24 protein-coding genes are annotated in these 23,632 nt (G+C 31.6%); 18 read left to right on the top strand and 6 right to left on the bottom strand.

Features of this window, described 5'->3' with window-relative positions:
• Window positions 1–77 precede the first annotated feature (77 nt).
• The 8 genes from LWW95_00675 to LWW95_00710 are packed head-to-tail and all read left to right on the top strand — an operon-like array spanning window position 78 to window position 9,436.
• Complete coding sequence (locus LWW95_00675; GenBank protein ID MDL1955554.1) at window positions 78–395, top strand: phasin family protein; 318 nt, start codon at window positions 78–80, stop codon at window positions 393–395.
• Window positions 396–2,090 carry an AarF/UbiB family protein gene (locus tag LWW95_00680; GenBank protein MDL1955555.1) on the top strand — a complete coding sequence of 565 codons (1,695 nt, stop codon included), beginning with the start codon at window positions 396–398 and terminating at the stop codon, window positions 2,088–2,090. It abuts the gene before it with no gap.
• 52 nt (window positions 2,091–2,142) lie between these two features.
• Window positions 2,143–2,760: a TetR/AcrR family transcriptional regulator gene (locus tag LWW95_00685; protein ID MDL1955556.1), complete on the top strand. Its 618-nt coding sequence runs from the start codon at window positions 2,143–2,145 to the stop codon at window positions 2,758–2,760.
• Window positions 2,757–4,061 carry a TolC family protein gene (locus LWW95_00690; protein ID MDL1955557.1) on the top strand — a complete coding sequence of 435 codons (1,305 nt, stop codon included), beginning with the start codon at window positions 2,757–2,759 and terminating at the stop codon, window positions 4,059–4,061. The genes LWW95_00685 and LWW95_00690 overlap by 4 nt, the downstream gene beginning before the upstream one ends.
• Window positions 4,062–4,078: 17 nt before the next feature.
• Window positions 4,079–5,209 (top strand): efflux RND transporter periplasmic adaptor subunit, encoded by a 1,131-nt coding sequence (locus LWW95_00695; protein ID MDL1955558.1) that lies wholly within the window; start codon window positions 4,079–4,081, stop codon window positions 5,207–5,209.
• A 2-nt stretch (window positions 5,210–5,211) separates the two neighbouring features.
• The gene (locus LWW95_00700; GenBank protein MDL1955559.1) at window positions 5,212–8,295 is read left to right on the top strand and encodes an efflux RND transporter permease subunit; all 3,084 of its coding nucleotides are present in this window, start codon (window positions 5,212–5,214) and stop codon (window positions 8,293–8,295) included.
• Complete coding sequence (locus LWW95_00705) at window positions 8,274–9,149, top strand: phosphatase PAP2 family protein (GenBank protein ID MDL1955560.1); 876 nt, start codon at window positions 8,274–8,276, stop codon at window positions 9,147–9,149. The genes LWW95_00700 and LWW95_00705 overlap by 22 nt, the downstream gene beginning before the upstream one ends.
• Window positions 9,146–9,436, top strand: a complete 291-nt coding sequence (locus tag LWW95_00710) for a transcriptional regulator (GenBank protein ID MDL1955561.1) — start codon at window positions 9,146–9,148, stop codon at window positions 9,434–9,436. Before LWW95_00705 ends, LWW95_00710 begins: the two co-directional genes overlap by 4 nt.
• Here the strand turns inward: LWW95_00710 and smpB are convergent.
• From smpB to LWW95_00725, 3 genes are read right to left on the bottom strand one after another with little or no spacing between them, the layout of a single operon-like run.
• Window positions 9,429–9,887, bottom strand: a complete 459-nt coding sequence (gene smpB / locus LWW95_00715) for an SsrA-binding protein SmpB (protein MDL1955562.1) — start codon at window positions 9,885–9,887, stop codon at window positions 9,429–9,431. The genes LWW95_00710 and smpB overlap by 8 nt on opposite strands.
• The gene (gene ptsP, locus LWW95_00720; GenBank protein MDL1955563.1) at window positions 9,871–11,661 is read right to left on the bottom strand and encodes a phosphoenolpyruvate--protein phosphotransferase; all 1,791 of its coding nucleotides are present in this window, start codon (window positions 11,659–11,661) and stop codon (window positions 9,871–9,873) included. The genes smpB and ptsP overlap by 17 nt, the downstream gene beginning before the upstream one ends.
• Window positions 11,645–11,929, bottom strand: a complete 285-nt coding sequence (locus tag LWW95_00725; protein ID MDL1955564.1) for an HPr family phosphocarrier protein — start codon at window positions 11,927–11,929, stop codon at window positions 11,645–11,647. The genes ptsP and LWW95_00725 overlap by 17 nt, the downstream gene beginning before the upstream one ends.
• 185 nt (window positions 11,930–12,114) lie before the next feature.
• On the opposite strand from LWW95_00725, the gene LWW95_00730 reads away from it, so the two are divergent.
• The 6 genes from LWW95_00730 to ybgF are packed head-to-tail and all read left to right on the top strand — an operon-like array spanning window position 12,115 to window position 16,502.
• Window positions 12,115–12,717 (top strand): MotA/TolQ/ExbB proton channel family protein, encoded by a 603-nt coding sequence (locus LWW95_00730; protein ID MDL1955565.1) that lies wholly within the window; start codon window positions 12,115–12,117, stop codon window positions 12,715–12,717.
• Complete coding sequence (gene tolR / locus LWW95_00735) at window positions 12,701–13,108, top strand: protein TolR (GenBank protein ID MDL1955566.1); 408 nt, start codon at window positions 12,701–12,703, stop codon at window positions 13,106–13,108. The genes LWW95_00730 and tolR overlap by 17 nt, the downstream gene beginning before the upstream one ends.
• A complete protein-coding gene (locus LWW95_00740) occupies window positions 13,105–13,821 on the top strand; it encodes a TonB C-terminal domain-containing protein (GenBank protein ID MDL1955567.1) in 717 nt (238 codons plus the stop codon). The genes tolR and LWW95_00740 overlap by 4 nt, the downstream gene beginning before the upstream one ends.
• Window positions 13,800–15,062: a Tol-Pal system beta propeller repeat protein TolB gene (gene tolB, locus LWW95_00745; protein ID MDL1955568.1), complete on the top strand. Its 1,263-nt coding sequence runs from the start codon at window positions 13,800–13,802 to the stop codon at window positions 15,060–15,062. The genes LWW95_00740 and tolB overlap by 22 nt, the downstream gene beginning before the upstream one ends.
• A gap of 10 nt (window positions 15,063–15,072) precedes the next feature.
• A complete protein-coding gene (gene pal, locus LWW95_00750) occupies window positions 15,073–15,669 on the top strand; it encodes a peptidoglycan-associated lipoprotein Pal (protein ID MDL1955569.1) in 597 nt (198 codons plus the stop codon).
• Window positions 15,670–15,671: 2 nt separating this feature from the next.
• A complete protein-coding gene (gene ybgF / locus LWW95_00755; GenBank protein MDL1955570.1) occupies window positions 15,672–16,502 on the top strand; it encodes a tol-pal system protein YbgF in 831 nt (276 codons plus the stop codon).
• Here ybgF and LWW95_00760 read toward each other — a convergent pair.
• Genes LWW95_00760 through LWW95_00770 form a run of 3 tightly spaced genes read right to left on the bottom strand, consistent with a single transcriptional unit; the run spans window position 16,496 to window position 19,630 of the window.
• Window positions 16,496–17,767, bottom strand: coding sequence for a radical SAM protein (locus tag LWW95_00760; GenBank protein MDL1955571.1), 1,272 nt, complete (start codon window positions 17,765–17,767; stop codon window positions 16,496–16,498). The two genes, ybgF and LWW95_00760, sit on opposite strands and share 7 nt — an antisense overlap.
• Entirely contained in the window at window positions 17,760–18,995 is a 1,236-nt protein-coding gene (locus tag LWW95_00765) for a hypothetical protein (protein MDL1955572.1), read from the bottom strand. Before LWW95_00765 ends, LWW95_00760 begins: the two co-directional genes overlap by 8 nt.
• Window positions 18,992–19,630 carry a nitroreductase gene (locus tag LWW95_00770; protein ID MDL1955573.1) on the bottom strand — a complete coding sequence of 213 codons (639 nt, stop codon included), beginning with the start codon at window positions 19,628–19,630 and terminating at the stop codon, window positions 18,992–18,994. Before LWW95_00770 ends, LWW95_00765 begins: the two co-directional genes overlap by 4 nt.
• A gap of 142 nt (window positions 19,631–19,772) precedes the next feature.
• Between LWW95_00770 and LWW95_00775 the strand changes: the two genes are divergently transcribed.
• Genes LWW95_00775 through ahbD form a run of 4 tightly spaced genes read left to right on the top strand, consistent with a single transcriptional unit; the run spans window position 19,773 to window position 23,629 of the window.
• Complete coding sequence (locus LWW95_00775; protein ID MDL1955574.1) at window positions 19,773–20,390, top strand: hypothetical protein; 618 nt, start codon at window positions 19,773–19,775, stop codon at window positions 20,388–20,390.
• Between the two features lie 31 nt (window positions 20,391–20,421).
• The gene (ahbC, locus tag LWW95_00780) at window positions 20,422–21,606 is read left to right on the top strand and encodes a 12,18-didecarboxysiroheme deacetylase (GenBank protein MDL1955575.1); all 1,185 of its coding nucleotides are present in this window, start codon (window positions 20,422–20,424) and stop codon (window positions 21,604–21,606) included.
• Window positions 21,606–22,580, top strand: coding sequence for a porphobilinogen synthase (gene hemB / locus LWW95_00785; protein MDL1955576.1), 975 nt, complete (start codon window positions 21,606–21,608; stop codon window positions 22,578–22,580). The genes ahbC and hemB overlap by 1 nt, the downstream gene beginning before the upstream one ends.
• The gene (ahbD, locus tag LWW95_00790; protein MDL1955577.1) at window positions 22,565–23,629 is read left to right on the top strand and encodes a heme b synthase; all 1,065 of its coding nucleotides are present in this window, start codon (window positions 22,565–22,567) and stop codon (window positions 23,627–23,629) included. Before hemB ends, ahbD begins: the two co-directional genes overlap by 16 nt.
• The last annotated feature ends 3 nt before the right edge of the window (window positions 23,630–23,632 follow it).

The raw sequence follows: 23,632 nt of genomic DNA on the forward strand, positions 1-23,632 counted from the left end.
TATTTTCTAGATTTTTTCCTTTATTGTTAAGTTTGAATGTGTTATATAACTGTTTTAATAAAATTAGGAGGAATGAAATGTTGGAATGGGTTAAAAAAGGTTTTTACACTAGTCTTGGTTTGGTTTTAATTACAAAGGAAAAAGCAGAAGAATGGGCAAAGGAGTTGGTTAAAAAAGGAGAGCTTTCAGAAAAAGAAGGGCGAAGTTTTGTGGAAGAATTATTAAAAAAATCAGAAGAAGCTCAACAGGAGTTAGAAAAAAAGATTGAAACATTGGTAAATAAGGTCTTAAAGAAAATTGATATTCCTACTAGACAAGACTACATCGCTATTAATCAACGTTTAGCCAAATTAGAAGAAGCTCTTGAAGAGTTAAAAAAGAAAATCTCTGAATAAATGTTTTCTCTAAGAAAGTTACATACAATCACTCGTACTTATCGCCATTTTCGTCGCTACCAACAGATTTTAAAGGTTTTAGTTAAATATGGATTTAGTGATATTCTTGCTCAACTTCATCTCTATCGGGTAGTAGAAAAGTATCTTCGTTTCTTTAAAAGAGAGCAAGAGACTGAAATAACACGATTGTCTCGGTATGAGCGTATTCGTTTGACTCTAGAAGAGTTAGGTCCTACTTTTGTCAAACTAGGGCAATTGCTTAGTACAAGACCAGACTTAGTACCTCCCACTTTAGCAGAAGAATTGGGAAAGCTTCAAGATAAAGTTCCACCTTTTTCTTTTCTTGAAGCAAAGAAAATCATTGAATCTGAACTAGGACGTCCACTGGAAAAAATATTTTCTAGATTTGAAGAAATGCCAATAGCAGCTGCTTCTTTAGGTCAAGTGCACCGCGCCTGGTTGAAGAGCGGAGATATGGTAGCTGTTAAAATACAGCGACCCAATATCCGCCGTATAATAGAAGTTGATTTAGACATTATGTTGTATCTTGCTGGTTTATTACAAAAACATATTGTTGAAGTGGAGTGGTATGACCCAGTAGGTATTGTAAAAGAATTTGCCAAGAACATTGCGAAAGAGCTGGATTATACCCTTGAGGCTTCAAATATTGAACGATTTGCCAAAAATTTTAAAGATGACCCCACAATTTATGTTCCCCGTGTTTATCGTGATTATTCAACAGAAAAAGTGCTTACCATGGAATATATTGATGGTATCAAGATATCTGAAATAGGGAAATTAGAAGCAGCAGGATATGACCGCAAATTGATCGCCAGGCGAGGAGCAAACCTGATTTTGAAGCAAATATTTGAACACGGTTTTTTTCACGGAGATCCACATCCAGGTAATATTTTTGTTTTGCCTGATAATGTTATTTGTTTTTTGGACTATGGCATGATGGGTCGTATAGATGAAGAAATCAAAGAGAATTTGGCATTGCTAATAAAAGCCTGTATTGATAAAGATATTTCAGAAACAACACGATGGTTTTTAAGACTTTATCCTGCTAAAAAAGTCAATCTTAGAGAATTTAAACTAGATATATGGGAACTGCTTGATCAATATCATGGCGTACCCCTTAAACAAATTGAATTAAAAAGGGTCTTTCGACAAGTGCTTTATCTTGTTGAGAAGCATCATCTCAAGATACCACCGGACTTATTTTTACTTAACAAGGCATTGGTTTCTTTGGAAGGTATAGGTAGATCACTTGATCCAGATTTTAATGCAGTAGAGCAAATTCAGCCATTTGTCAAAGAGATTATTCTAAAAAAATTCAGTCTTCGCAACATCATACACAAGGGGCAAAAAAGTTTTTGGGAGCTCTTTGTTCTTTTCCAAGAATCTCCACAAGAAATTAGAGAATTTCTTTCTTTGTTGAAAAAGGGCGAGATAAAAGTGAAATTTGAACATAAAGGTTTAGAGACATTCATTGCTAAACAAGATCAGGTTAACAATCGTTTGTCCTTTGCCATCATTTCTGCCTCATTAATCATTAGCTCAGCCCTCATTGTGCTTTCAGATATACCACCTTTCATTTTTGGGATTCCTATTATTGGTCTTATCGGTTTCTTAGTTGCTGGTTTCATGGGCTTATGGCTTCTTATTGCTATCTTTCGCTCAGGAAAATTTTGAAGTAACTTGACATATTGGAATTTTTATTCCAATATAGAATAAATATTCCAATATGTCTTTAGGTCGGCGAGAACAAGAAAGGCAGTGGCGGCGTCAGTATATCTTAAAAGTGGCAGAGCGTTTATTTGCACAAAAAGGTTATCATCAAACAACTATGGCTGAGATTGCCAAAGCTTCAGAATTTGGAATGAGTACAATATATCAGTTTTTTGAAAGTAAAGAAAAAATTTATTTAACGCTTTTTAATGAAAAATTAGATACATTACTTGAATTAGTCAAAGATGCTGTCAAGAATGCCAATACTGCTACTGAAAAGATAAAGGCAATTTTAAAAGTTGAATTTGATTTTTTTCAAAAAAATAAAGATTTTTTCAGACTTTATGCTATGGAAAGAGAAGCTGTTACGGTTATTGTAAGAGAAGAGTTGGGTAGAGAAGTAAATAAAAAACATGAAGAAGGGTTAGCTCTTTTAAAACAAATTATTGAAGAAGGTATTAAAAATAAAGAATTTTATCCATTTCCTCCGGCAGAAGTAGCTATTTTATTTAGTGGAATGACTCAAGCATACATTCATGATTGGATTAAAAGTGGGAAAGAGATTAATTTAGATGAAAAAATAAAAATTATTACTAATTTTTTCTTTAAAGGGATTCATTGGAGGGAAAAATGATAAATTTGCTTATACTTATTTTAATTTTGTTTTCTATAAATGTTCAAGCCGAAACTCTTAATTTAAAAAAAAGTATTGAATTGGCATTAAAAAATAATCTACTCATTCAAGAAAAATTGGCTCAAATTAAGGCTGCCACTGAAAGTGTAAAGGTAGCAAAAAGTGAATTTTTCCCAAAGCTTCAAACATCTTATAGCTATACAAGGCTTGGAGAAGAACCTTATATGATTGCTAAAAATGTTCCAGGACAACCAAAGTTTGTTATGGGTCCTCAGGACAATTATACTTGGGATATAGGTTTTATCCAGCCTATTTTTACTGGTTTTTATTTGAGCAGTCAGTATCGTCTAAGCAAATTAGGTGTGGATATCTCTAAATTAGAAAAAATTGAAGCAGAACAGGAGGTGATTCGTCAGGTAAAGGTGAGCTATTTTAAAGTGCTTTTGGCAGAAAAATATAAAAAAGTAGCAGAAATTGCAGTTAAAAATCTTTCTGCTCATCTTAAAGATGCTAAGGCATTGTATGATATTGGTATTATTCCACTAAATGATTTATTGAAATCAAAAGTAGCACTTGCCAATGCCAAACAGGATTTGGTCAGAGCAGATAATAACTTACAAACTGCTATATCTGCTTTTAATATTCTTTTGCGTTTTGACATTAATCATCCCACTAAAATTGAAGATATATTAACCTATAAGCCCTTAAACTTAACCCTTAATGAAGCTATGAAAATCGCAATTAAAGAGAGACCTGAAATAAAACAGATTGCAAAAAGGCTTGAACAGATGGATGTTCAAATCAAGATGGCAAAGTCTGCCTATTATCCTCAGATAGCCATGGTAGGAAGATATGAACGTATTGGTGATGACCCTGGAATTGATGGAACTGGTTATCGTAATCCAGACCAATTTTATCTTACTTTAGAAGCAAAATGGACATTTTGGGAATGGGGAAAGACAAGAGCAAAAGTAAAGAGTCTAATCTGGAGGAAAAAAGCATTAGAAAAAATTTTAGAACAATTAAAAGATCAAATAAAATTTCAGGTTAAACGGGCTTATTTAAATTTAAAGGAGGCTGAAAAAAATATTGAGACAGCCAGAATTTCAGTGGAACAGGCTAAAGAAAATTATCGTCTTACTGACTTACAGTATAAAAATCAAATTACTACTTCTACTGAAGTTTTGGATGCTCAAACCTTACTTACACAGGCACAAAATAACTATTATAGTGCCCTTTACCGCTATAACACAGCCATTGCAGATTTAGAGAGGGCGATGGGAAAGTTGGTTAGTCATTAATTCTTAGGAGGCATTTAGTGAAAAAGATTATTGTTGCCATTATCATTATTATTTTAGCAAGTTTGGCTGGTTATCGGATTTATAAAAATATTCATAAAAAAGAGATTGAAATAACAATTACAAAAATACCAGTAGAAGTGAGTAAGGCAGATTATAAAGAGATGACATGGCACTTGGAATTAACTGGAAATATTTTACCTAAGCAGGAAGTTGATGTTTATCCAAAAGTGGGTGGAGAAATTTTAGAAAAACTCTATGTTGAAAAGGGAGATAGAATAAAGGCAGGACAGATTATAGGGATCATAAATAGGGAAACCATTACTGCCAAATTAAATAAAGCCAAGGCAGCTTTAAATTCAGCTAAAGCAAATTTAACTCAAATTGAAGCAAATCTTAAAAGTATAAAAAAAGATTATGAACGCATAAAAAAATTATATGAACAAAAGGTAGTTCCAAAACAAAGACTTGATCACATTACTGCTCAATATGAAGCTACTTTAGCAGCAAGAGAATTAGCTATTGCTCAAATTAATCAGGCAAAAGCAACATTAAAGGAGATAAAAATCATTTATAACAATCATACCATTACAGCCCCTATTTCTGGTCTTGTTACTGCCAGATATGTAGATGAAGGAGCAATGATGGATAGAAAGAAGCCAGTAATAAGGATTACTGATGATAGCATAGTAAAAGTAAATGTGGCTATTAATGAAAAGGATTTACCTTATGTTAAAATAGGTCAAAAGGCTTATATTTATGTTGATGCCTATCCAAAAAAGGTTTTTAAAGGTGAGATAAAAATTATTAATCCTAGAGTGGATCCTGCTACCCGCACTGTAAATGTAGAAATACACATTCCCAATCCAAAGCATTTGCTAAAATCAGGTATGTTTGCCCATGTAAAATTGATTTTAGGCAAAAAACAAGTTTTAGCTATTCCAAGAGATGCTTTGCAAAAACTTCCAGGCACAGGTGTTTATTATGTATTTGTTATAAAAGAGAATAAGGCATATCTAAGGAATGTAAAAATAGGTATAAATGAAGGGAATTTAGTAGAGATAAAAGAAGGTTTAAAAGAAGGCGACTTAGTAGTTATAAAAGGTCAAAATCGTTTAAGAGAAGGATTACCAGTAGAGATTATTAGTTAAAAATGAAATTACCTGAATTTGGTGTTAAGAGACCTATTGCAACTTTAATGCTTTTTTCAGCATTAATTTTAATGAGTATTACTGCTCTTTTTAAACTAAATATTGATCTCTTTCCAGAAATTGAACCCCCTATAATAAGTGTTCTTACTTATTGGCCTGGGGCAAGCGCAGAGGATGTTGAAAAGAATGTAACTAAATATTTAGAAGATCAGCTTATTACTGTTAACAATTTAGATGAATTAACTTCAAAATCCATTACTAATCTTTCTTTAATACAATGTAAATTTGAATGGGGCACAGATTTAGATACTGCCAGCAATGATATACGTGATAAAATAGAGCTTGCTAAAAGGGATTTGCCACCTGATATAGAGAAACCTGTCTTATTTAAATTCAGCAGTGCTACTGCCCCAATTTTGTTTATGACTGTAACTGCTGATGTTTCTTGGCCAAGACTTTATTATATTACTGATAAGATTATTGGTGATGAATTGCGTCGTGTACCTGGAGTAGGTGCAGTTATCCTTTATGGTGGAGATAAACGTCAAATCAATGTCTATTTTGATTTAGACAAAATAAAGGCTTACAATTTATCTCTTTATAAAATAAGAGAAATCTTAAAATCAGAAAATTTAGATATACCAACAGGCAGTATCAAATTAGGTAAAAGGGAATATTATCTGCGCATTCCTGCCCGTTATAAAACAGTTGAAGAGATTAAAAATTGTGTAGTGGGTTATTTTCATGGTAATCCGATTTATCTGAAAGATATTGCTCAAGTAAGTGATAGCTTTGAAGAAAGGATAATGAATGGCTGGGGAGATGGGAAACCTGCCATTGTTGTTTTGTTACAAAAACAAACTGGAAAAAATACAGTAGAAGTAGCTGATAGAGTGAAAGAAAAGTTAAAGAAAATAGAAAAAATCCTCCCTCGTGATGTCAAGATTAATATTGTGGAAGATAATTCTGAATATATTAAAACTGCTTTAAATCAATTAAAAAATACTTTATTTCAAGCTATTATTTTAGTTATTATAGTTGTTTTTGTCTTCCTTTTGAATATAAGAAGTGGAATTATCGTTGCTATTACTATCCCTTGTTCGCTTATTATTTCCTTTTTATTGCTCTATTTAGGTGGCTATACAATAAATGTTGTCTCTCTTATGTCTATGGCAATCGCATCAGGTATGGTAGTGGATAATGCTATTGTAGTGGTTGAAAATATTACAAAGCATGTAGAAAGAGGCAGCTATCCACATATTGCAGCCATTTATGGCACATCAGAGATGGGTATGGCTATTACTGCCTCTACTTTTACTACCGTAGTTATCTTTATTCCATTAATGTTCGTTACTGGTATTACTGGTATTATGTTTAAACAATTAGGCTATGTTATTACCGCTACATTATTAACTTCTCTTTTTACTGCCCTTACCCTTACCCCAATGCTTTCTTCAAAGTTTTTGACTTTAGAATCTAAAAAAAATTCTTTTACTAAAAAGATACATAAGAGTTTGGATAAGCTAGATGAAAGATATAAATCTCTACTTACTTGGGCATTAAAACACAGAAAAACCGTTATCGCTATTTCTTTATTGATATTTATTCCAACAATATTTCTTCTTAAATTTATTGGTACTGCCTTTGTACCTGAACCAGATGCAGGTTTTGTTAGTATCAGTTTTCGTTTGGCTGAAGGGACAAGATTAGAAGAAACAAGCAGATTAATAGATAAAATAAATCAATGGATTGCCAAAGAGATAAAACCAGAAGAATTACGTCATACTTATGGTTTTGCTGGACAGACAGAAAAGGGATTTGGTGAGGCATTAGGTTTTGAAGAAGGCAGCAATTGTGGAGAGGTTGGGCTTAAATTAGTGGATAAAAATAAAAGAAGACGTAGTGATAAAGAGATTGCTGCTATTTTAAGAGAATATTTAAAACATGTACCTGGCATAACAAGAACAAAAGTAATTGCAACAAATCCTATTTCTGCCGTTCTTATGGGAGGCACAAAACCTATAGTGATTGAAGTGCTTGGTTACAATCTAGAAGAAAGTCTTAAAGTAGCAAGAAAAATTAAAAAAATAGTTCAAGAAATACCAGGTGCTGTGGATGTGAGTCTTTCCTTTAAAGACCCAAGACCTGAGATATGGATAGAGGTAGATAGAAAGAAGGCGGCTAGTTTGGGCTTAAATATTGCCATAATTGCTGATGCAGTCAGGACTTATTTTTATGGAAATAATCCTACAGATTTTCGTGATGCAGGAGAAGATTATGATATTTTTGTTAGGCTTACAGATAAAGACAAAAATCGTTTGGAAACCCTACCTGAAGTGCCCATTTTCACACCAGATGGACGTATGATTTTATTAAAAAATATTGCTCATATTAAAGAAGGCACTGGATTAACAGAGATAGAAAGAAAAAATAGACAAAGAATTATCAAAGTGGAAGCTGATACTTATAAACGATCTTTAGGGGAGGTTACAAGAGATATAAAGAAAGAATTAGAAAAATTAAATCTTCCCCCTGGTGTTACTATTCAATTTGGTGGTTATATAAAGGAGCAAAGAGAGGCTTTTAAAGATTTAAAATGGTTATTGCTTTTAGGTATTATTTTAACCTACATGGTAATGGCTTCTTTATATGAAGGATTTTTAGACCCATTTGTTATCATGTTTTCTGTGCCTTTTGCCTTTACAGGAGTAATTTGGGCATTTTTAATTACTGGTATTATTTTAAATATTATTAGCTTTATGGGTATAGTTATGCTTACAGGCATTGTAGTAAACAATGCTATTGTTCTTTTAGATTATACTCATTTATTACAAAAACGTGGATTATCTCTTTATGAAGCTATTATAGAAGCAGGAAGGTCTAGACTAAGACCAGTGCTTATGACAACATTAACAACTATATTTGGTATGTTGCCTATGGCTTTAGATAAGGGTGTAGGTTCTGAAATCTGGAATGCTTTGGGCATTACAGTTATTGGTGGTCTTTCTTTATCTACTTTAATAACTTTAATTTTAATACCAACACTTTATTCTATTTTAGAAGAGTGGCGGAAAAGAATAAAATAGTTGAACTTTACATTAAAACTTTACCTATTCATATTATTTCATTTATTTATGTCTTTCTTATGGCTATAATTACTATTTTTTTTAAAGAAAACATTCCTTCATGGCAAAATTATTTAATTGTTTATCTTTCCTATGCTGCATTTGTAATTGTTATTATGCAAATTGTTAAATATTTTTCTAACCCTTTATTAGAATTTATTGCTATTATGTATCCATTGTTTTCTGTACCAAATTTTTATGAATTGTTACGTCATTATATTCATGCTATTTTTCCTAATCTTTTTGATTCTTTTATTCACAATTTTGAATTAACTATTTTTGGTGTTCATCCAACTGTTTATTTACAAAAATTTATTTCACCTTTACTTACAGAAATCATGGCTTTTGGTTATTTTTCTTATTATCTAATTTTTCTTTTCCCTCCTTTTATTATTTATTTTTTTAAAAGAAAAGGAGCTCCCCCTCTTATTTTTGGCATGAGTTTAGTTTATTATTTTTGTTTTATTCTTTTTGTTTTAATCCCTGTAGCAGGCCCAAGGTTTACTTTAGCAGATAAATATACAGTGCCAATTATAGGCTATTTTTTACCTAAAATTCAAGCAAAAATGATGGCTAAATTTGCTTTAAAAGGGGCAGCCTTCCCATCTTCTCATGTAGCAATGGTCATGGCTTCATCATTTATAGTTAAAAAATACATGCCATGGCTTTTTAAAATACTTTTCCCCTTAGCTATCATGGTTGCTTTAGGGGCAGTATATGGAAGGTATCATTATGTAACAGATGCAGTCGCTGGAGTTATTGTAGGTATAACAAGTGTTATGATTACATATAAGGTGTATAAAAAGAGGATATGAAAGTCATTATAATTATTTATCATGTTGAATATGATGAAGAATTAATGGCTATTTTAGAAAAGACAGGTATAAAGAATTATTCCAAATTGGAGCGAGTTTTGGGTAAAGGAAAGAATTCTGAGCCTAGATTGGATACAGCAGTTTGGCCTGGATTTAATAATGCTTTGATTATTGGTGTTAATGAAGAAGAAAAAGAGACATTGCTTAAAGAACTAAAGAAATATTCTGATAAACGTCAAGGAAAGGGAATTTGCGTTTTTATTATGCCTTTAGAAAAAATCATTTAATTTTGTATTCTCTTCTCATAATTCTTTCTTCATCTCTTCTTTTTATCTCTTCTCTCTTGTCAATTTTCCTTTTACCTCTTGCCAATCCTAATTCTACTTTAGCCTTTCCATCTCTGAAATAAATGCGAAGAGGGATTAAAGTTAAACCTCTTTCTTTAAGTTTTCCAATCAATCGTTTAATTTCTTTTTTATGCAAAAGTAATTTGCGAGGACGTAATGGCTCATGTTGAGTATGAGTAGCAAAAGGATAAGGAGCAATATGGCAGTTAATAAGATATGCTTCATTATTTTTTATTTCAGCATAACTATCACCAAGACTTACTCTTCCAAGTCTAAGTGATTTTACTTCTGTACCTTTTAAAACCATACCTGCCTCAAATGTCTCTTCAATTTGATAATTATAATAAGCACGTTTATTAGTACAAATAATCTTTTTATGTTTTTCCTTCATAAACCAAACTTATTCTTTCTGTAAGAATATCTTCTAGTGTTTCTTTAAACCAATTTTGTACTATATTTAAATAACACTGTTTTATTTCTTTCACACTTCCCATATTAATCAATTCTTTTACAAGCTCTCTTACTTCCTGGAAGGAAATAGAACGGATGGTCTTTTTTATTAAAGCAATATTTTGAGCATTTAAACTTATTTCATTTATTCCCATCCCAACAAGAATAGGTGTATATATAGGATCTCCTGCCACCTCCCCACATACACTAACAGGAAGACGTAATTTTCGAGCAGTTTCTACAATAGTATAAATCATTCTTAGTACTGCTGGATGCAAAGGTTCATAAAGATAAGCTACTTGCTCATTACCACGGTCTATAGCCAAAGTATATTGAATGAGGTCATTTGTACCAATACTTAAAAAATCCACTTCCTTTGCCAAAAATTCAATAAGTGTAACAGCTGAAGGTACTTCTACCATAATTCCTAGAGGAATATGAGAAGCAACAGGATAACCAGATACTTTTAATTCAGCTTTTAACTTTTCTAAAAATTCTTTTGTTTCTTTAATTTCCTCAAGTCCTGAAATTAATGGTAATAATATACGTATTTGTCCATGTGCACTTGCTCGCAAAAGGGCACGTAATTGTGTACGAAATATATCTTTTTGTTTTAGACAAAATCGGATAGCCCTTAGTCCCAATGCTGGATTTAATGCAGGAGTAAATTCTAAGGCTGAACTAAGCTTATCACCACCAAGGTCTAAAGTACGAAATGTTACAGGATATGGAGCCATTGCCTTTACAACTTTGGCGTAATATTCATAAAGTGTCTCTTCATCAGGCAATTCTTTTTGTTGAAGATAAAAAAATTCTGTACGAAAAAGACCAATACCTTCTGCACCAGCATTAAGTATTGAAGGAATTTCTTCAAAAAGTTCCACATTAGCCATAACTTTAAGAGTATAACCATCTAATGTTTGAGCTGGTAAAAAAGCAAAATGTTCAATTTCTTGACAATATTCTTTATATTTTTTCTGTTTTTCTTGATATTTTTTAAGTGTATCTGATAATGGATTTACAATTACCTCACCACTTAAACCATCTACAATTATCAATTCACCTACTTTTACCTTTTGACTAATTTCTTTGGCACCCAAAACAGCAGGTAATTTTAAAGCTTGAGCAACAATAGCAGTATGTGAAGTCCTCCCACCTGTTTCTGAGACAAATCCTACTACTTCTCCAGATAAAAAGCGTGTCATTTCAGGAGGAGATAGATCATAGGCTACAATGACACTTTGAGCTGGTACTTGTCTACTAATTTCTTGCCGCGATTGCAATTTAGTAAGAATGCGATTAACTACATAATGAACATCTTGTACTCTTTGTTTTAAATAATCATCCTCAATTTCACCAAATATTTTTTCAATTCCTTCTAAAGACTTTGCTAAAGCCCATTCAGCATTAACTTTTTCTTCTTTAATACAATGAATTGTGGTTTTAAATAATAAAGGGTCAGAAAGAATACTGATATATGTTTCAATAATTTGTTTTACTTCTTTAAATGGAGTTTTTTTGAGATTTTTAATAAGTTGTTTAAACTCTTTTTTTACTTCATCTACTGCCTTTTTAAATCTTTCTACTTCTTTTTTTACTTCAGATTCTTTTAATAAAAATTCATAAACAAAGCGAGGTTCTTTTCTTTCAAGCAATACCACTTTACCAATACCAATGCCAGGAGAAGCTCCAATTCCCTTAAATCTTTCTTCCATTTATTTTTTCTCCTATTTCTGCTTCAAACAATTTACATATCAACCAAAAGGCTTTATCTTCATCTTCTCCTTTTACTTCAATTTTTATTTTATCATCAAATTGACATGATAATGTTAATAAGTCTAAAATGCTTTTTGCATCTGCCTCTTTTTTCCCTTTAACAATCTTTATTTCTGAATTAACTTCCTTAGCCAAATCAACTAATCGTGCTGCTGGGCGAGCATGAAGCCCTAATTTATTTTTTATTCTAAAATAGCCAACTTTCACAGGAAATTTTTAGCATAAAGGTCTAATTAGGTCAATGAAATTGACTTTTCTTCATTTTTACTCTAATATTTCACTCTAAAAAAGGAGTGATTATGTCTTTTCCTATTCTTCAAAAAAGTCTTTTTTATCAAATGATTCTGCATGCTGGCCCCATGGCCAAATTTGTTCTTATTATTCTTACTTTAATGTCCCTTATATCTTGGGCTATTATTATCAATCGTTTGTTTGTATTTAAGCGAATTAAAAATCAAGGTAAAAAATTTTTAGAAATTTTTTGGAGTACTAATGATTTAAAGATTCTTTTTACAGAATCACGCAATTATGGTGCTTCTCCAATCAGTTTAATTTATCAATCTGCTTTTACAGAATTAAAAAAATGGTCTAGAGAAGGATTTATTGAAAAAAATATGTTTTTAGAAAATTTGACAGAAACTATGCGTAAAACTGCTCAATTTGAATATTTACGTTTACGTCAGGGTTTGACCTTTCTTGCCACTGTTGGCAATACTGCTCCATTTGTAGGGCTCTTTGGTACTGTTTGGGGCATTATGCGTGCCTTTCATGATATTGGTTTAAAAGGTTCAGCTTCATTAGCTGAAGTAGCTCCTGGTATTTCAGAAGCTCTTGTAGCTACTGCCTTTGGTTTAGTTGCAGCTATTCCTGCAGTAATCGGTTATAATTATTTTACTCAGCGTGTTATGGAACAAAAAACTATTATGGAAAACTTTATTACTGATATGCTTAACCGTATAAGGAGAGGGTATATAAGAAGTGAGAAATCTAAATGAAGACCCATTTATGTCAGATATTAATGTTACCCCATTAGTAGATGTAATGTTAGTATTGCTTATTATTTTTATGATCACTGCCCCCATGCTTACTTATGGAGTAAGAGTGGATTTGCCTACTGTTACTACCAAACCAATGAAGATGAGAAAAGAGCCAATTATTATTACTATAGATAAAAAGAAAAATATATTTATTGATCGTTATACTGTATCATTAAAAAAATTAAAAGAAAAAATTTCTTCTATTATTAAATCTCATCCTTATCAAAAAATATTATTACAAGCTGATAAAAATGTGCCATATGGTTATGTTATGGAAATAATGGCTGAAATAAAGGCAGCAGGTGTAGAGCAAGTGGGACTTATTACCCAGCCTAAAAAGAAAAAATGAGTTTTAAGGTTTCATTATTGATTTCTTTTCTGTTTCACGTTTTTCTTTTAACAATCATCTTTTATGCATCTATTGAACGCACACAATATTTCTCTTTTTCACCTGTATATCAAGTAAATATTGTAGAAATTCCTCCAGTAAAAAAAGTTAAAGCAAAAAAAACTTCTTTTAAAAAAGTTTCTAAAAAAATTTCTAAAAGAAATATTACTAAAACAACTTCAAAGGCAATTTCTATAAAAAAGAAAAAAACTGGCAAAAATAATTGGGAGGATTTTTTAGCTCAACGGATTAAAAGTATAGAAAAGAAGGTGAAAAAAAGAAAAATTACAAAAGTTGCTGAAGAGATAAAAGAAGGGATAAGTGGTGAGGTATTAGGGGAATTTATAAGTAACAATTTTAATAATAAATCTTTAAGTTTAGCCTTTCAGGTTTATTATCGTAAAGTTTGGGAAAAAATTAAAAAAAATTGGATATTACCCACTTTTTTATTAAAAGAAGCAAATCAACTTGAAGCTATTGTTGTGTTGAAAATTAATAGGCAAGGGAAAATTATATCAAAATATTTTGAAAAATCTTCTGGTAATATAATATTTGATCGTTCAGTAAAAGAAGCTATTGAAAAATCTGTTCCTTTACCTGCTTTGCCAAAAGATTATACTAAAAATTTTCACGAAATAGGGGTACGGTTTCGGTGGTTAAAAGAAAATACTTAATTAGTCTCTTTTTTCTTTTCTTTTCTAATCTTTGTTTTGCTCGAGTCTATATTGATATTGAAGCGCCTGGACAAGAAAAAATTCCTATAGCTATAAGCTATTTTGTAGGTGAGAGAAAAATAGCTTTAGAAGCAAGAACAATTTTACAAAAAGATTTAGAATATACTGGTTTTTTTGAGATATTAAAACCAGAAACCTTTTTGGAAGAAAAACCTACTTTGGAAGTAGATTTTAAAAAATGGCAATTGATTGGTGCTTATCTTTTAATAAAAGGACAGATAAAAATTTTGGAAAAAGATTTAGAAATTAAACTCTATCTTTATGATGTTTATAAAGGCATGAAACTTCTTGGTAAACGTTATGAAGGTAAAATAAATTTCTTACGTTACATGATACATCGTTTTTCAGATGCTATAATAGAAATACTCACTGGAAAGCCAAGTATTTTTCAAACAAAGATTGCCTTTGTTTATGAAGAAAAAAATACAAAAGAAATTTATATCACAGATTTTGATGGCTATAATTTTTATCCTCTTACTAAATTTAAAAATATTTGTTTAAGTCCTAGATGGCACCCTAAAGGTAATAAGCTTCTTTTTACTAGTTATAAAAAGGGAAGACCTGAGGTTTATCTTTTAGATTTAAAAAAACCAGAGGTAATTAGACTTATCCATTATCCAGGACTTAATATCAGTCCTGCTTGGTCGCCAGATGGCGAATATATTGCTGTTACTTTAACAAAAGCAGGTTATCAAGGAATATATTTAACAGATAATAAAGGAAAGGTTATAAAATGTTTGGTACGTTCTAAAGGTATTAATGTTTCTCCTACTTTTTCTCCAGATGGGAAAAAGATTGCCTTTGTTTCTGATCGAAGTGGTAGTCCTCAAATTTATATTTTAGATATAGTTTCAGGTAAAATTAGACGTTTAACTTTTGAAGGAAATTATAATACTTCACCAGCTTGGTCACCTAAAGGAAATTATATTGCTTATAGTGGAATGAGGGATGGACATTTCCATATATTTGTGATAAAGTCCGATGGCAGTGAGATAAAACAATTGACATATGATGAAGCGAACCATGAAAGCCCCAGTTGGTCACCAGATGGTCATTTTATTGCTTTTAGTCAAAATGGGAAAATTTATATTTTACGTATGGCAGATGGATGTAAGTTTCCTGTTTTACCAAAATTACCAGGCAGACAGACACAGCCCAATTGGTCACCCTACTTAAGATAAGGAGGAAATGATGAAAAAGAAAATTTTGTTAATATTTGGATTAATAATTTTTCTTGGATGTGCTAAAAAACCTTTAGTTACGGTTGCCCCACCTGTGGAGGAAGTGCCCACAGTTGAAGAGAAAGAAAAACCAGCAGAAAAAGTAGAAATGCAAAAGACTCCAATAGAGGAAATGCCTCCTGTAAGTGGTATTACTGAGGAAAAGATTACAGAAGAAAAAATTAGTGCTGAAGAATTGATTAGAAAACAACTTGCAGAGGAAATTAAGAGATTTGAAGCAGAAGATATTCATTTTGATTTTGACAAATATAATATTCGACCTGATGCTGCTAAGATTTTAAAGAAAAAAGCAGAATGGTTGCTTAAAAATCCACAAGTACATATTTTGATTGAAGGGCACTGTGATGAGAGGGGTACAGAGGAGTATAATTTGGCATTAGGAGAAAGAAGGGCAAATAGCGCAAAACGTTTTCTTGTCAATTTAGGTGTTGACCCTGAAAGAATTTCTATTATTAGTTATGGAGAAGAAAGACCTCTTGATCCAAGACATTGTGAAGAAGCTTGGGCTAAAAACAGAAGGTGTCATTTTATAGTCATTAAGTATTAATTATGAAAAAAATAATATTTTGTTTTTTACTTTTATTAGGTTGTGCTACAAGACAAGATTTAATTGGTTTAGAACAACATATTGTTAATCTGCATGAAAGGGTTAGTCGTTTAGAAAAGACCCATGTAAAGGATTTGGAAAAAAGAGTAAAAAAATTGGAGACAACGATTAAAACTCTTAATGCAATTTCTTCTCGTCAAGTAGATTTATTAGTGCAGATTGATAGTTTGCAAACAGCCTTAAATGAATTGAATGGAAAAGTAGAAGAAACTACATATCAGTTAGAAATATTAAAAGAAAACTTAAATAAAGATATTGAAAATTTAAATAATCAAATTAAAGATCTGCAAAAAAGAATTAATGATCAAATTTCCTGTTTAGAAAAAATAGAAAAAAGATTAAAAATAATTGAAAGAGAAAAACAAATAAAAAGAGGAAAGACAGAAAAACAATTATATCAAGAAGGTCTAGCTTATGCTAGAAAAGGAAAACTTAAAGAAGCAATAAAGGTTTTTAATCAATTTCTTAAGCTTTATCCTAAATCAAATTTAGCAGGAAATGCTCAATTTTGGTTAGGAGAATGTTATTATTCTCAAAAAAAGTATGAGGAAGCTATCCTTGCTTATCAAAAAGTTATAAAAAATTATCCAAAGAGTCCTAAATTGCCACCTGCCCTTTTTAAACAGGCAAAGGCATTTCTCAAGTTGGGCGATAAAGAAACAGCGCGTATTTTATTTGAACAGTTGATTAGAAGATACCCAAAAGCAGAAGAAGCAAAATGGGCAAAAAACGAGTTGATAAAATTAGCTAGCCCTGAATTAAGCACTCAATGAAGAAATCGATTAAAATATCCAAATGTTAATTGTGGGAAGTTATCTTTTAATTCTTTTAATAGGTATTTCATTCCCAAACCAGCAGTATAGGGAAAGTCCATTTTGCGGCAATATAAAAAAGGATCAATATTTAAATTTTTTAATTGAATTAAATCAATCTCTGTTTCCTCAATAAGTCTTTTTAACGCATCAATTTCCTCTTTTGTATCAGAAAGTCCAGGGAAAGTAAGATAATTTATCATGACAAAGAGCCCTTTTTCTTTAGCAATTTTAATTGTTTTCTTTACATCTTTAAAATTGTAATTTAAAGGTCGATAATAACGTTGATAAAGAATATCTTGTGCACTATTCAAACTAATGCGAATGCTATCTAGACCAGCATCAGCTAATTTTGCTACTACTTCAGGTAAGCTACCATTAGTATTAAGATTTATAGTACCACGATTTGTTCTTTTACGTAAATCTTTTATAATTTTTTCAATCAATTTTCCTTGTAAAAGAGGTTCACCTTCACATCCTTGTCCAAAACTGATTATAGGTTCTTCTGCCTCAAGGAGATGAGGTAAAACAAATTCAATGACTTCTTCTACTGAAGGGATAAATGAAATTCGATGATGAGAAGGTGGACAACTCCCTTCTTGCCAGGAAAGGCAGCCAAGACAACGAGCATTACAAGTAGGAGAGATAGGTACAGGCAATTCCCAACGTTTATAAAAAGCATTTTTAGCAGCAAAACAATGAAATTCTGTGGCACAGATTTTTAAATGTTTTATAAGACGATTATTTGGAAACTGTTTAATTTTTTCTTTTAATTTTGGTAATAAAGTGCGGTCATCATACTGTGAAGGGTGCCAATGTGGATTATCTTCAACTAATATTCCTGCCACCCAATATTTCCCTTCATACCAGCCTACAGCTGTATAGCCCCAAAGAGGTAGGATATAATCTTTTTGTGAATAATCTACAGCAGGCAAAAGTGTACGTAAATAACCAGGAGACATAAAGGCTGCTACACCATGACAGGGTTTCCATTTAGAAAATGGTAGGTTTTCTATAAGGTAGATATGGCCTCTTTTTTCATCATAACCAAGAGGAGGACATTTTGGCAAAAAAAAGAGTTTACTTCCCTCAGGTAATGGGATGAAATCTTTAGGTTCAGGAATAACAATTTGTTCTCCAGACTTTCCCAAAACTTTTAAATAGGGATGATTATAAATCCGACCTTGATCATCTGCATAGACCAAATATGGTAATTCTTTAAGCATTCCTTTCTACTGGAATTGTTTTTTCTAAAAAAGTAGCTAATGTAATTAGTGTTTTTCTAAAAGACTTTTTTAAAAGAGGATTTATGGGTTTATTGACTTTTAAAAATTTTTTATTTGAAAAAAATACAGATTTATAATGATGATTGCAAGGATTACCAGAACATGTGTGAATTATTAAAGAATTTGGTTCAATAATGATAGAACCAACTGTTTTCCCCATTAAATAAGTTTCTATTGCCCTTTTAAGATTACCTTCCCTTAAATATTTTTTAAGATGCCAATAATGTACACATATAGTACCATCATCAATTAACTCTCTATGTTTATAATTATTTACATGTTCCTTTTCTAACTCATGATCAGCCATTATTTTTTTGATTAATTCTAAACCTATTTTACCTCTATTTTTTCTAAGTAAATTCCACATTCTTCCTAATCGACAATAAGAGCCAGCAATAGAAGGTAATTCATTAGGTGTGGGAGAACCTGTTAATTTTTGAATAAATTGATGATGATTTGCAATGGCAAGGATACCTTCTTTGGCAAATTCAAAGTGAAGATAATTTGATGAATGTTCAATTAAAACTCCATTTCCAAAATTATCTGCCCATATACAATTTAAATTTAAAAGTGCACCAGCTGTTATTCCTGGAAATGAGTATAATTTAGTGCTTTTGTAAATATGGCAAACTTCTTCTATATTCTTGCTCTTTTCCATACATAAAGGGATTATTTCAGCATCCATAATACCTTCTCCACCTCCATCTTTCATTCCTACTGAGGCTGAAACTACAGCTAATCCAAATTCATTTATAATAGGCACAGCAATAAGTCCAGGAATACCAAATGCAAGATAACAATAAGTATTAGGTATGCTAACTAAATAAAATCTAAAAAATTTTTTAATTTTTTCAGATGCTTTTAAAAAATCAATATTCCAAAAAAGATAAGTTTTTCCATCCTTGCTTGCACTTGGAGCACAAAAGCCAGCAGTACATCCTTTTATTAAAGTGAATAAATAAACTACATTAGTATAAAGCTGTTTAATATTTATGCCCAAAATATCTGCTAATCCTTTTAATCTTTGCCATCTTTGTGGATAAATTTCCTTTAAATATAAAAGAAATTTTGAGACATCAAATTTAATATTTAAATGCAAAATATCTTTATAAATTTTTTTAAACAAATTGCCTATTTTAAATCCATAGTTATAATCATCTCTTTTCATTCTATCCAATGTACACATTCTTTTAGATCTATTTTTGTTGCCCTAAATTTATTGATATAAAGAGAATTATCTGGATAACCAAGAGCAATAGTTAAAACTAATTCAAGTGTATCAGGCAAAGATAATGTTTCTTTAATAATATCTTCATATCTTAAAGTAAGTCCAATAGGACATGTGCTTAGTCCAAGACTTTGAGCCATAAGCATAAGATTTTGTACAGCCAAACCAATATCTAAAAGTCGTAAATAAGCTATTTCTTTATGTTTGGCAACAATGATAACTACTGGAGCATTATAAAAGCTTAAACTCCCCTGCCATGTATCAAAATTTGGTGTTTTTTCTGCAAAGGGCTTTATTGCTTCAAAAAGCTGTTTCATTCTATTTTTATATTTTTCTGGCATAGAAGCTTGTGTTCTAGATGGTCTTTTTTCTTTTTTATAAGCAGAAAGCAATGCTTTAACTAAATTTTCTTTTGCTTTTCCTTTAATGACAATGAATTCCCAAGGTTGTATATTGCAAGCTGAAGGTGCTTGAATAGCAGCTTTTAGAATTTCAATAATAAGCTCATTATCAACAGATTTAGATAAAAATCCTCTAATACTTTGACGTTTATAAATAGCTTCTTTTACTTCCATCTATTTTCTCCAAAATTTTTTGCAAAATCATATCAGAAACCATCTAAGGTAGCAATGGGAAGATAAGTTACAAAATGGACATTTTGTGATATTATTTAATATGTTTAAAAACAAAATTTTTTGGGAATTTGCTTTTAAATCTATGAAACGCAGGTTGGGATTTGAAATTCTAGGAAGATTATTTCTTGCTCATCCAATAAGCTCAATTAAAGGGCTTTTAAAATATCAATTATCTAAAAAAATAAAGCCATATTCTTTTTCTCATCCATTAATTATAGGGGCATATTGTCAAAAACCTCTTGATTGTCCAGCAAAAAGATTTAATCATCGCTGTTTGTTTGCTGAGAATTTAATTATTTATCCTGCTTGCAAAAAGTGTGAATTAAAAGAGATGGTAAAGATGGCTATAATGTTTAAATCTCCTTTTTATATTATGACCACTGCTTTAGATGTGCTTTTTGATGTATTTCTGAAAAAAAGATTTTCTTATTTTCTTACAACAATATGCCCTTATGCTAAACAGCTCTTTTTATTTCCAGCCCTTGTCTTTGATATGAAAGGTTATTTTTTCCTTTTAGGAAAAGGGAGCTGTAAAAGTTATGATGAATTTTTATTAGCTGATAAAGGATATAAAAAAACTCAAACCTTTCTCTCTCCTTTAGCTAAAAAAAGATTTATGAAAATTTATAATAAAATTAATTTTGATATAAACAATCCTTTAATTTTTAAAGGAAATTTTTATGAACCTCAGTTTTCTTGACGATTTAATAAGAATGATTTAAAAACCAATTATGATTGGTGTATCAAAGCTATATTGTGGTACAGTTGAACCATCTGACCCTCTACGTTATGGAAGAAAGACAAAACATTTACCTTCCCATCTCTTGCAATTTGCTTTAGATAAAAAGCCTATTGTTGTTTGGAATGTTACTAGACGTTGCAATTTAAAATGTAAGCACTGTTATGCTGTTTCTGAAGATAAGGATTATTCAAATGAATTAACGACAAAAGAAGGAAAACATTTAATAGATGATTTAGCCCAATTTGGCTGTCCTGTATTATTGCTTTCTGGTGGTGAACCTTTGATAAGACAAGATATATTTGAATTGGCTGAATATGCAGCTAAGAAAGGATTAAGGGTAGTCTTTTCTACAAATGGTACACTTATTACAAAAGAAGTAGCAAGACGTTTAAAAGAGATTGGGACATCTTATGTAGGTATAAGTCTTGATGGTGGTGAAAGAGTGCATGATGAATTCCGTGGTATTAAAGGTGCATTTAAAAAGGCAATAGAAGGGGCAAGGAATTGTAAAGAATTGGGACTTAAAGTAGGACTTAGATTTACTATTTTTAAAGGAAACGCAAAAGAGATACCAAAGATCTTTGAGATTGCTGAAAAAGAAGAGATAGATAGAATCTGTTTTTACCATCTAGTTTATACAGGCAGGGGGAGCAGTTTAATTGAACAAGATTTATCTCATGAAGAAACAAGAAAAGTAGTAGACCAAATTATTGACCTTACTTATGACTTATTTAAACGTGGGAAGAAAAAAGAGGTTTTAACTGTAGATAATCATGCTGATGGCCCTTATATCTATTTAAGGATGTTAAGAGAAAAAAATCCTAGGGCAAAAGAAGTATTGGAATTATTAAAAATGAATGAGGGAAATAGCTCTGGGGTAGGGATTGGCTGTGTTAGTTGGGATGGTGAGGTTTATGCAGACCAATTTTGGCGTAATCATAGCTTTGGCAATGTAAGAAAAAGACCTTTTAGTGAAATCTGGATGGATACATCAAATCCATTAATGGCAAAATTAAAAGAGAAGAAAAAGTATGTTAAAGGGCGTTGTAGTAAATGTAAATGGCTTGATGTATGTGCAGGAAACTTTCGGGCAAGGGCAGAGGCATATTATGGAGATATTTGGGCACCTGACCCTGCTTGTTATCTCACAGATGAAGAGATTGGGCTAAAATAATGTATTTCCCAAGGTATCGTCCAAGAAGATTAAGACGAAATGAAAATCTTAGAAGGATGATAAGGGAGACACATCTATCTATTGATGATTTAATCTTCCCCCTTTTTGTCTTGCCTGGCAAAGGTATTAAAGAACCTATCTCTTCTATGCCTGGGAATTATCGTTTTTCCATAGATGAGTTAATAAAAGAAGTAAAAGAGGTTTATGATTTAGGTATTCCAGCCATTATTTTATTTGGTATCCCAGAAAAAAAGGATGAATTTGGTAGTGAGGCATATGCAAAGGATGGGATTATTCAAAGGGCAATTAAGGCAATTAAAGACAAAGTGCCAGATATAATTGTTATTACAGATGTTTGCCTTTGTGAATATACAAGCCATGGTCATTGTGGGATTATTAAAAATGGTGAAGTAGATAATGATGCTACTTTAGAATTATTAGCAAAAACAGCTGTATCACATGCTGAAGCAGGTGCAGATATAGTTGCCCCATCCGATATGATGGATGGAAGGGTAAAGGCAATTAGAGAGGCATTAGATAATACAGGTTTTAAAAATATCCCTATTATGTCATATGCAGTAAAATATGCATCTGCCTTTTATGGGCCATTTAGGGAAGCAGCTGAATCTGCACCAAAATTTGGTGATAGACGTAGTTATCAGATGGATCCACCAAATGCAAGAGAGGCAATAAGGGAGGCAGAATTAGATGTAGCTGAAGGGGCAGATATTATTATGGTTAAACCTGCATTGCCCTATCTTGATATCATCTATCGCATACGTCAGAAAATAAATCGTCCTATCGCTGCCTATAATGTTAGTGGTGAATTTTCTATGTTAAAGGCAGCTATTTTAAATGGCTGGCTTGATGAAAAAAGGGTTATTTTAGAAGCCTTAATAGGTATTAAAAGAGCAGGGGCGGATTTAATTCTAACTTATTTTGCCAAAGATGTAGCTAAATGGTTGATGAGATAAAGGTTCCTTCACTTCGTCTTGTTGCTTGGGAATTAACTAAGGCATGCAATCTTGTTTGTAAACATTGTCGTGCTGAAGCAATTAATAAACCTTTATCTGATGAGCTTACTACACAGGAAGGTAAAGCTATTCTGGATGATATTGTTAGTTTTTCCAAGCCCATTATTATTTTAACTGGTGGTGAACCCTTAATGAGAGAAGATATCTTAGATTTAGCTGCATATGGTACAGAGAGGGGATTGCGTATGGTATTGGCGACAAATGGTACATTATTGGACGATAATTGGGTAAAGGAATTAAAAAAAGTGGGCATAAAACGAGTGAGTGTAAGTATTGATGGTGCTAATGCAGAAAGCCATGATAATTTTAGAGGTGTTTCTGGTGCATTTGACAAAACATTAGGAGGGATTGAGGCATTAAAAAGGGGAGGGCTTGATTTTCAAATAAATACTACAGTGACAAAGACAAATTTAAAGGAAATTTCAGATATTCAAAAATTGGCTATTAAGCTTGGTGCAATTGCCCATCATATTTTTCTCTTTGTACCTATGGGTAGGGGAAAGGATATTAAAGAAGAGGTAATTACACCTAAAGAATATGAAGAAATATTGAGTTGGCTTGCTGAACAAAGGAAAAGGGCAATTATTCAAGTAAAAGCAACCTGTGCACCTCAATATTATCGTATTTTAAGGCAAAAGGCAAAAGAATGGGGTGAAAAGGTTACATTTGAAACTTATGGTCTAGATGCAATGACAAGAGGTTGTTTAGCAGGGATAGGATTTTGCTTTATATCTAGTACAGGCAAGGTTCAAACTTGTGGCTATTTAGATATTGAATGTGGACATATAAGAAAAGAGCCTTTATCTAAAATATGGAAAAATTCTTTAATATTTATTAAATTAAGAGATAAATCTCAATATAAAGGTAAATGTGGACGCTGTGAATATTGGCATGTATGTGGGGGTTGCCGAGCTAGGGCATATGCCTTAACAGGCGATTATTTAAGCGAAGAGCCTATGTGTTTATATCAACCAAAACATTGGGAGTAAACT

This window comes from Candidatus Desulfofervidus auxilii (genome assembly GCA_030262725.1).
GTDB lineage: Bacteria > Desulfobacterota > Desulfofervidia > Desulfofervidales > Desulfofervidaceae > JAJSZS01.